The organism is Limnohabitans sp., from assembly GCF_044361645.1.
In the GTDB taxonomy this organism is placed as follows: Bacteria; Pseudomonadota; Gammaproteobacteria; order Burkholderiales; family Burkholderiaceae_C; genus Limnohabitans_A.
Genome location: NZ_JBIKIL010000147.1, coordinates 1 through 8,588 on the forward strand (window position 1 = coordinate 1; position 8,588 = coordinate 8,588).

6 protein-coding genes, 1 tRNA gene and 1 pseudogene are annotated in these 8,588 nt (G+C 61.0%); 4 read left to right on the forward strand and 4 right to left on the reverse strand.

Annotated features, from left to right (window positions below):
- The 4 genes from ACIQ39_RS17215 to ACIQ39_RS17230 form a co-directional block, all read left to right on the forward strand.
- Positions 1 to 210 (forward strand): hypothetical protein (locus ACIQ39_RS17215; protein WP_396435824.1); only part of this gene is annotated, 210 nt, incomplete at its 5' end.
- A gap of 61 nt (positions 211 to 271) precedes the next feature.
- Positions 272 to 403 carry a hypothetical protein gene (locus tag ACIQ39_RS17220; protein ID WP_396435825.1) on the forward strand — a complete coding sequence of 44 codons (132 nt, stop codon included), beginning with the start codon at positions 272 to 274 and terminating at the stop codon, positions 401 to 403.
- Positions 404 to 1,014: 611 nt separating this feature from the next.
- Positions 1,015 to 1,269, forward strand: a complete 255-nt coding sequence (locus tag ACIQ39_RS17225) for a type II toxin-antitoxin system Phd/YefM family antitoxin (protein WP_053170708.1) — start codon at positions 1,015 to 1,017, stop codon at positions 1,267 to 1,269.
- Positions 1,266 to 1,529, forward strand: coding sequence for a Txe/YoeB family addiction module toxin (locus ACIQ39_RS17230; protein WP_396435826.1), 264 nt, complete (start codon positions 1,266 to 1,268; stop codon positions 1,527 to 1,529). Before ACIQ39_RS17225 ends, ACIQ39_RS17230 begins: the two co-directional genes overlap by 4 nt.
- A 460-nt stretch (positions 1,530 to 1,989) precedes the next feature.
- Here ACIQ39_RS17230 and ACIQ39_RS17235 read toward each other — a convergent pair.
- The 4 genes and pseudogenes from ACIQ39_RS17235 to ACIQ39_RS17250 form a co-directional block, all read right to left on the reverse strand.
- Positions 1,990 to 2,064: transfer RNA gene (locus tag ACIQ39_RS17235), tRNA-Arg, on the reverse strand.
- 129 nt (positions 2,065 to 2,193) lie between these two features.
- Positions 2,194 to 6,201: a translocation/assembly module TamB domain-containing protein gene (locus tag ACIQ39_RS17240; protein ID WP_396435827.1), complete on the reverse strand. Its 4,008-nt coding sequence runs from the start codon at positions 6,199 to 6,201 to the stop codon at positions 2,194 to 2,196.
- A 2-nt stretch (positions 6,202 to 6,203) separates the two neighbouring features.
- On the reverse strand, positions 6,204 to 8,042 hold the full coding sequence (locus tag ACIQ39_RS17245; protein WP_396435828.1) for an autotransporter assembly complex family protein: 1,839 nt from the start codon (positions 8,040 to 8,042) through the stop codon (positions 6,204 to 6,206).
- Between the two features lie 17 nt (positions 8,043 to 8,059).
- A pseudogene (locus tag ACIQ39_RS17250) lies at positions 8,060 to 8,588 on the reverse strand (hypothetical protein); the annotation flags it as partial.

Genomic DNA, 8,588 nt, shown 5'->3' on the forward strand with positions numbered 1-8,588 from the left:
GTTGCCTCAGGCGGATCGATGGAAGACGTTCTTGGACTACGTGGTGCAGAGAATCACCCGCCCCCTGCCGCCTTGGTATCCACCAAGTCAGCTCACGATGACAGAATAACTGCCGGATCTAGGTTCAATTCAGCACTCGCCCGCATGGGTTACAAAAAACACGGCCACGGCGCACGGGTTCCGGGCGCTGTTTTCAACCGTGACGAATGAGCATGATCGAAGCTTGCGCGATGTGATCAAGCGCCAGTGAGCCCACAAAGAACGCGATCAGGTGCGGGGCGTTTACCACCGATCCACCTACACGAAAGACCGCGCCCACCTGCTGCAGTGGTGGGCCGACTACCTGGACACCAAAGCCAAAGGGGCCGATGTGATCGACCTGGAAGCGCACAGGGCCGCATGACCTGCCCGGCACGGTGCCCAGCGCCAGCAAAAGCCGCCCACCGAGGCGGTTTTTTTGCGCCCGTGCGGTGTGCTTTGCGTTTTTTACCGGCTGCTGGTTTCAAAAAGTGCGGGGACAGCGGGGACAAATTGCAAGAACTGAGGTTTTATGCGGCTTGCAGCCCGATAGGGCAGTGGGGACAAAGTGGGGACGTTTAGGGGACAAAGCGGGGACAGTATCAGTATGTGAAAAAAAATCACTCATTCACCTCTATTGGGCCCCTTTTTCGCTTGCCTTTGCCCCTTGCCTTCGCTGCTTTTTGCCTTGCCCGCCTGAATCGCTGGCGCTGGTGCCCGGTTTGGGTGTTTTGTTCCAGTGAGCAACGGCCCGCCCATGGTTTTGACGCTTTCGGACGGTGTTGAAGGTGCGGCTGTCCACACGCCTGCACGGTGCCCCCGGTGCTTTGCTGTTTGCTCTGGTGCGGTATTCGGTGCCCCGCCAACGGACGCGAACGCACGGCCCCGGAAATGGCCGCGAAAAGTGCCCCCCTTTGCCCCCCTATCGGCGGCGCTTTGCATGGTTGGGCCTGCGCCCTTAAAATAGCTGTTCAACTACCTGAACAGGTTTACACCATGCAAGTGATCAGCTACACCGATGCCCGTAACTCACTCAAAGCGGTGATTGACCAAGTGATTGACGATCAAGCCCCTACGCTGATTCACAGGCGCGAAGGGGGCAACGCGGTGATCCTGTCTGAACAGGCGTATTCATCCATTCAGGAAACGCTTTACCTGCTTTCAAGCCCGGCCAATGCCCGCGCCCTGATGCGGTCTGTTGACCAAGCCAAAGCCGGTAAGGCCAAGCGGCGCAAGCTGATAGACGCATGAGAGAGGTTCGATTCACCCCTGACGGCTGGGACGCTTACACCTGGTGGCAAGGGCAAGACCGAAAAACACTCAAGCGAATCAACACCCTGATCGATGCCGCTTGCCGCGATCCATTTGCAGGCATAGGCAAGCCCGAACCTCTGGTGGGCAACTTGGCGGGGTTTTGGTCAAGGCGCATCGATGACACCAACCGTCTGGTTTACGAAGCCGATGAAGTGTCTGTGTTGATCGTGGCCTGTCGCTTTCATTACGATGACTGAGTCAGCCAGCAACGGATCAGGCGGGCGCTGTGGTGTTGACTTGGTGCGGTTCGCTGGTGCCACGGCCTGCCCGGTGTCGTGATCGAGTGCGCCCTGTTGCCCTTGGGTCCTCCCCAGCTTGGGCTATCGCGGGTGAATTCGGCGGCGCTGAAACTGTAGTTGTAGGCTGACCCTAAGGGGGTTGTATTGTCATTGTGAGGCCGGTACACACTACCGATCTGGGCATGTGCCCCCACCGACTGCCCGATGTGCCCCCACGGTCTTACCGTGCGCCCGCCTGGCCTTGCCCCTGGTGCGTTTTGAAATGTGCCCCCAATTTCTGAAAATGTGCTCCCAAATGTGCCCCCACATGCCCCCGGAAGGTGGCGCATTTCAACGGACCACAATGGACGATGAAAACGGGTTTTCAGAGGGGAAATAAAAAAATCCGCACCGTGCTGGACGTGTGCGGATTCAGGTTTGGTGCCCCCGACAGGAATCGAACCTGTATCACTCCCTTAGGAGGGGAGAGTTCTGTCCATTGAACTACGGTGGCCAAGGGTCAAATTGTACCGGGCACGGCACTCGACAATGGCGCTGTCACGGTGGGCCCATCCGCTGTGCGGTGGTCCGCTTGATGGCCTGTCAGTTCTGCTCGGACCGCCTGTGCGGCGGGCCTGTGCTTTCAGTCGCTGCGGACCGTGAAAATCAGATCCAGTGCGCTTTGCTCGCCTGCTTGCGCGCGCAAGGTGAGGCGGCGTGAGAGGTCGTAAAAAATGTACAAAGACCCAAAGGCACCGCTCAGGCTGGTTTCATAGGCCAGATAAAAGTCTTTTGAAAGGCGCTTGCCCAAGGTGACGGCTGCACCGGTGGCGGTGCTGTCGGAGCGGCTGCCGGTGGCCAAAGAGATCTCGTCCAAGCCCAATCGGTTGGCCAACTCGCTGCTGAAGTTTTCCCCATTGCCGCTGAGCAACACCACGGCCGCTTGTTGCAGTACCGCCGATTCGGCCCCGCCGCTGGCGGCGGGTCTGCCCAGCACCAACCAGGCCAACTTGTCGGCATCGGGCAAGTCGGGTTCGGCATACAGGCGGATGCGCGGCAGCAAGGCGGTGCCCGTGATTTGCACGCCCACGTTTTGCGGCAAGTTGGGGCGCAGGGCGATGACATCCAGGCTCGGGTTGTCGTAGGGTCCATCAAAGCGCAGCACACCGGTTTCAATATTCAGTTGTTGACCATAGGCTTTGTAGCGGCCGCCTTGGGTGCGCACTTGTCCGGTGATCTGTGGCAGTCCTTGGGTGGTGGTGTTGCTCACCAACACCAACTGCCCCACCAGTCGGGTGTTCAGGCCTTTGCTTTGGAGCCTGAAATCGGGCCCCAGGTCGAGTTTGATTTGGACATCGGGCACGCCCAGCCAAGAGCGTGTGCTGTCTTGGCCTTCCGTGGCGGTGCGCGGATCGGTCAAATTGAAATTGCCTACACCGGGGCCCAAGACCACCACATCGTCTCCCAGCGATGGCGTGCTGTCGTCGGGCAAGATGAACAAAGCCTGGTCCGCCTTCAGGCCGCCTCGCAGCAGCAATTGGCCTTGGACCATTTGTGCGTTGACCTCGCCGGAGATGGCCAGTCGGCGATCGGCGCGGTTGCTCACGCGCAGGCCTTTGGCCTCGATTTTCAGCGCCAAAATCGCCGTGCTCAATGGGTTGTTGCGGGGCTTGCCGGGGTTCTGGTTCTGGTTTTGGTTTTGGTTCTGGACTTGGCTTTGCGCCTTGGCGTGGTCTGGGCTGAAGTGCACTTGGCCACTGGCCAGCAGTTCGCCCCCTTGCGTGCCTGCGCCGCGCAAGCTCAGCCGCTCCAAGACCAAGGTCTGGCCTTGCAGTCGGGCTTGCATTTCACCTTGGCTGAACTCGATGCCTTGCACCGCCGATCGCGCGGCCAGTTGCTTGGCTTGCAGCCGACCTTGCCACTGGGGTTGCGCACGCGTGCCGGTCAATGTCAAGTTGGCATCGAGGGTGCCTTGCACGCGCCAGCCGGGTGGTGCCAACAAGGACCAAGCCCCCACTTGCGGCAAGCGCGCTTGCACCGAGCCGCGCAGTGGGGCTTGTTCAGACCAATGCCAGCGGCTTTGGGCCGATGGGCTGAGCTGGCTTTGCAACTGGGCTTGCAGTTGGCCCAAATGCTCGCTGTCCCAACCGAGTTCGGCTTCCAGCTTGTCGTTGACGATGCGCAACAAAACCTTGGCCTGGCGCAGCCCAGCGGCGGTGCGCTGCCCAGAGGCCTGGACGGTGTCCACGTTGACGTCGCCTTGGCTGCGTTCGGTTGACAGGCTCAGGCGCAGCCCTTGGTCGATTTGCCACTGCACCTGGCCTTTCAAGAGCACGTCGCTTTGGATGTCTGGGGGCAGCCAGTGCTGAGCCCAACTCAAAGGCAGGGCTTGCCATTGGGCCGCGCCAAAGGTTTTTTGGGCTTGATCGGCGCTTGCGGCTGTCCAAGCGCCTGGCTCGACCTGCAATTGCACTGTGCCCGGGGTGGGGCCTTGCACTTGCCAGGCGGATGCTGCCCATTCAAGCGAGGGTGCCGTGTTGCCCAGTTGGGCTTGCCAGCCCATTGCTTGCTGCAGTTGCAGTTGCCAAGGAAAAGCAGGCGGGGTGGTCGCTGGTTCTGTGCGCAAGTGCTGGGCTTGAAAACTCTCCAACTGGCCTTGCCAACGGGTGTTGGACGCATCGATTCGCTGGGCGCGCCACTGGGTTTTGACTTCGGCGCTGGGCTCGCCTTGGCCCCAATGGGCTTGCAGTTGCGCCTGAACAGCTTGTGGCGTGCCTTGCAGCTGCAACAGGCCTTGGGTCACCACCCATGGCTTTTGCGTGGCCTGGGCAGGCGTTGCTTGCCATGCCAGGCGGGGCCATTGAACTTTCAAGGAAAGGGGCGCGTCGGCTTGTTCGAATCCGCCTTGCCACTGGGCTTCGAGCAGGCCCGGGCCTGAGGCCTTGAGGGCTTGCAGCGAAGAGCCCCAACCAGGCAAAGCCTGCAGCCATGCCATGCTTTGCGCCGCGTTGTTGACCGTCACGCTCAAGTTGCCTTGGCCACTTTGAGGGGCCATGCTGCCTTGGGCTTGGGCTTGCAGGCCGGGCAGCTTCAACGACATCTGGCCTTGCACCGAACGCAAAGAGGGCGTCAGTTTGAACTGCGCTTCAAGCAAAGCTTGGGCTGCTTGCAGGCGCAGGGCATCGATGTCCCAAGTCTGTTCCGTCCATTGCCCCGAAAGCTGCAGCGTTTCCCATTGCAAACCGGCCAGTGTCGCTGGGTTGCTGGGGCGCAGGGGGTTTGGGCTGGGCAGGTCTTGCGCGCTCAAGTTGGCCGTCAAGCGGATGCTTTGGGGCGCTGCCATGGGGCTGCGATCTTTGGCTGGCGCCTGAGCCTGAGCTTCAAGTCGACCTGAGACAGCAGGCCCGGTCAAGGCGGTGTGCAGTTGCGCGGGAGCCAAGTTTTGAAGGTCAATTTGGCCCGTCCAGCCTGCGGCGGTTTGTTGGGCCAAGGCTTGCACTTGGCCTTGCCCTGTGTGTGCCTGAGCTTGTTGAATTTGCCAAAGACCTTGCGCATGCCGGGCTTGTAAGCGCAGCTTGGACAAGGGCAGGCGTTGCTGGTCCCAAGGGCCTGGCAAAGTGTTGTCGAGTGTGGCCTCGAGCTGCCAAGCAGGCCCGTCGGGTTTGAGCGTGGCTTGGCCTTGCAGCTGGGTTTGGGGCGCACCCGGCCACAGCAGGGCCAAGTCCAAGGCCTGCCATTGGCCTTGGGCTTGCAACAGGGGTTGGCTGGCCCAGGGGGCCATCGTGGCTTGCAGATCCAGCCGCACACCGCTTTGCGGGCGCACCGAGCGGTTGGCCAGCACCGCCGGGGCCAGCTGGGTTTGCAGCTGGAGTTCGGCGGCTGCGCCCGACAAGTTGCCTTGCACCGAAGTCTGCAACACCAAGGGCAGGTCGCTTGCGCTGTGCCCGGTCGGGGCCTTGACTTGGCCTTGCACATCGATGTGTACCGCCATGGGCGCAGCGCCCTGCAAACGGGCCTGCAAACTGTAAAGACCTTGCGCCAAGCGCAGTGACTGAACGTCCAGCAGGTGCGTTTGCCCGTCAAAAACATAGCGCGCCTTCAGGTCCGAGAGTGCCACATCGGCGGCCCCCTTCCAAGTGAATTGATCCACTTGCACATCCAATTGCAAAGGCAGCGGCAAGACCAAAGAGGTCCAGGGTTTGGCGGCTTGCGCAGGGCCCGCGTCGTGAAGCTGCAGCGCTTGCAGGTGAAGGCTGCGCACAGGCCAAGCCTGCCGCCACAGCTGTGACCAGTCCAGCACAACTTGGGTCTCGCGCGCCAGCACCTGCAGTCCGTCGCGTTGCCACTCAAGTTGCCCGATGACCCCGCCGTGCTGCAAACTGCCTTGTACATGCGCGCTGCGCAGTTGCTGGTTCGCTGGCAGGGCCCAGGCTGCCATTTTCAAGGCGGTGGCCAAGGACCCGGCGGTCCCCGTCCAAGCCCAAGCTGCCCAGGCCAGCGAGGCCAACACCAAGGGCCCGAGCAAGGCCGACAAGCTCACGGCCGACAAGGTGCCCAACCAAGACAGCATGCGTTTGTAGGCAGGCAACAGCAGCGTGGCTTTGGACGCACGTGCGGGGCTTGGTGGAGGGGGGGGTGCGCTGCGGCTCATGTTCAAAAAGTAAAACCCACACTGAGGTGCAGGCGCAGCTTGTGCAAGCTTTGCGCATAGGCCAAGTCCATGCGCACCGGCCCTACCGGGCTGCGCCAACGCGCACCCAGCCCATAGCCCCACTGCGTTTGGAGTTGGCTGACCTTGTTGGCCACTGCACCAGCGTCCACAAACACCGCGCTTTCCCAGTCGGTGGGCTGTCCCTTGCGGCGGATCGGCCGTTGCCATTCCACGCTGCCAACGGCCACATAGCGGCCCGCCTCGCTTTGGCCGCTGCCCACGTCCACACCGATGCTGTTGGGGGCATAGCCACGCACGCTGTTGTCACCGCCTGTCAAGAACAATTGGGTGGTGGGCAAATTGGTGGTGTCGCGGCTGACCACGCCACCCAGCTCGGCCCTGACCGACAAACGCCCATAGGTTTGGCCAAGGGGCAACAAGCCCAAACCCTTGGTGCGCCAGCGCACATAAGGTTCATTTTTAGGCCCCAGCGTCACGCCCGAGCCCAATTCAACGCCCAAGCCCAAACCACTTTTGGGAAAAGGCAAGCTGTCAAAGTGACGCCGTGTCATGCTCAAGTTGCCGCTGACCGATTCCAATTGACCCTGCACATCGCCCACTTGGCGAGCGGCATCGTATTGCGCAAAGTACGAGCGGTCTATGCGCTCGCCCAGTTGGATGCGGCCAGCACGCCAGCGTTGGCTGTTGACCTGAAAATCACCGCGCATTTCTTGTTCAAACTGGGCCGAGGTGTTCCAACGCCACAAACTGCTGTCGGGTGGGGCCAACAAATCCAAACCGACACTTTTCAAGTCGCGGTCGATGGCCATTTTGCTGACCGACCGCCACTGCAAACCCGGCACGCTGTGGTGCGTGTGCTCAGCGCTCAGCCGGGTGCCGCTGTCGCTGCGCACGCCCACGCCCACCACCCATTTTTGGCGCAGGCTCTCTTTGAGTTCAATGTTGACGGGGGCCGCATTGGGGTCAGCGTCAGGTGCCAGACCGATGAAAACAGAGTCGTAAAAACCGCTGACCACCAGGCGTTGCTGGGCCTCCAGCAGCGCATCCTGACGGTAGATTTGGCCCGCTTTTAACCGCGCCAAGCGTTCAACTTGTAGCGCACCAAAATTCTCGCTGCCGGTGATTTGCAAGGCACCCAGGCGCACGGCAGGGCCAGAGTCCAAGGTCAGCCAAAGCTTGACTTGGTTGCTGGGCTCGTCCACCAGCGCCAGACTGTGCAACAGTCGCCCCCACGGGTAGCGCTCAGCCAACAACAGCCGCAGGGCTTGGTTTTTCGCCGCGCGCCAAGCGCTTTGGTTGAAGCGCTCGCCCACAGGCAAGGACCACTGTTGCTCGATCGCCTGTTGTTGCGCCTTGGCCTCGGGGTTGTCCGCCATGTCGCCCAGCCATTGCCATTGCACCTCCAGGATGCGGGCGGCGGGTCCGGGCTGGGCCTCCAGCAGCACTTGGCCCAAGCTGGCCACGTCGGCGGTTTTGTCTTGCGTCCAGTGCAATTGGGGGTTAAAAAATCCCAGCGTGCCCATGAGTTCGCGGGCCTGCACATCGGCATCGCGCAGCAAACGGGTCAGCTCGGTGTGGTCCAAATCGCCCAATTCGCGGTAGCGCTGCAGTTCCAAGTGTTGCGTTAAAAAAGCGCTGATGGCCGGGTCGCTGCTTTGCACGGTCAGCGCAAACGCCTGCGTTTTTTGGGTCGCGGTGGCCAAGGCCGTGGTGTCTGGTGCGGGGTTTTCTTGCGCCAAAGCTGGAAAGCACACCCAGCCCATCGCGAGGGCTGCCAGCGGCAACAGCAGGCTCGCCCAGCAGGTGTGCACCGTTTGCACGGACCGTGCCAATGGCCTCATTTGCTCAGCAAGCGCATCGCATCTTCCAGCCCCTTGAGGGTGAGCGGGAACATGCGGTTGCTCATGAGTTGCTGGACGATGGAGATGCTCTGGCGGTACTGCCACACGCCTTGCGGCTCGGGGTTGATCCAGGCAAATTTGGGGAAAGTGTGGGTCAGGCGTTGCAGCCACTCGGCTCCGGCTTCCTCGTTGTTGTATTCCACGCTGCCGCCTTTTTGCAAAATCTCGTAGGGGCTCATGGTGGCGTCGCCGATGAAGATCAGCTTGTAGTCCTTGTTGTACTTGCGCAAGATGTCCCAAGTCGGGAATTTTTCTGCATAGCGGCGCTTGTTGTTCTTCCACATGAAGTCGTAGACGCAGTTGTGGAAATAATAAAAATCCAGGTGCTTGAACTCGGCCTTGACGGCCGAGAACATTTCTTCCACGCGCGCGATGTGTTCGTCCATGGTGCCGCCCACGTCCATGAGCAGCAGCACTTTCACGTTGTTGTGCCGCTCCGGGCGCATCAGGATGTCGAGGTAGCCC